The sequence below is a fragment of the Aeromonas sp. Y311-2 genome, from assembly GCF_027706025.1.
Taxonomy (GTDB): domain Bacteria; phylum Pseudomonadota; class Gammaproteobacteria; order Enterobacterales; family Aeromonadaceae; genus Aeromonas; species Aeromonas veronii.
The window spans coordinates 1-823 of record NZ_JAPDCL010000071.1 but is presented as its reverse complement, the minus strand read 5'-3'; the positions used below and the strand labels follow the sequence as shown (position 1 = coordinate 823).

Annotated in this window: 1 protein-coding gene; it reads right to left on the bottom strand. The window is 52.5% G+C overall.

What is annotated here, in order from left to right; genetic code table 11:
• Nucleotides 1–53: 53 nt before the first annotated feature.
• Nucleotides 54–758 (bottom strand): IS6-like element IS26 family transposase, encoded by a 705-nt coding sequence (locus tag OKC42_RS22655; RefSeq protein WP_001067855.1) that lies wholly within the window; start codon nucleotides 756–758, stop codon nucleotides 54–56.
• Nucleotides 759–823: the final 65 nt, after the last annotated feature.

Here is an 823-nt window from a genome sequence, read left to right as displayed (position 1 = left end):
CGGCACTGTTGCAAAGTTAGCGATGAGGCAGCCTTTTGTCTTATTCAAAGGCCTTACATTTCAAAAACTCTGCTTACCAGGCGCATTTCGCCCAGGGGATCACCATAATAAAATGCTGAGGCCTGGCCTTTGCGTAGTGCACGCATCACCTCAATACCTTTGATGGTGGCGTAAGCCGTCTTCATGGATTTAAATCCCAGCGTGGCGCCGATTATCCGTTTCAGTTTGCCATGATCGCATTCAATCACGTTGTTCCGGTACTTAATCTGTCGGTGTTCAACGTCAGACGGGCACCGGCCTTCGCGTTTGAGCAGAGCAAGCGCGCGACCATAGGCGGGCGCTTTATCCGTGTTGATGAATCGCGGGATCTGCCACTTCTTCACGTTGTTGAGGATTTTACCCAGAAACCGGTATGCAGCTTTGCTGTTACGACGGGAGGAGAGATAAAAATCGACAGTGCGGCCCCGGCTGTCGACGGCCCGGTACAGATACGCCCAGCGGCCATTGACCTTCACGTAGGTTTCATCCATGTGCCACGGGCAAAGATCGGAAGGGTTACGCCAGTACCAGCGCAGCCGTTTTTCCATTTCAGGCGCATAACGCTGAACCCAGCGGTAAATCGTGGAGTGATCGACATTCACTCCGCGTTCAGCCAGCATCTCCTGCAGCTCACGGTAACTGATGCCGTATTTGCAGTACCAGCGTACGGCCCACAGAATGATGTCACGCTGAAAATGCCGGCCTTTGAATGGGTTCATGTGCAGCTCCATCAGCAAAAGGGGATGATAAGTTTATCACCACCGACTATTTGCAACAGTGCCCA

Excerpts from the sequence above, each read along its gene's own strand:
- OKC42_RS22655 (WP_001067855.1), bottom strand. The coding sequence starts at position 758 with ATGAACCCATTCAAAGGCCGGCATTTTCAGCGTGACATCATTCTGTGG.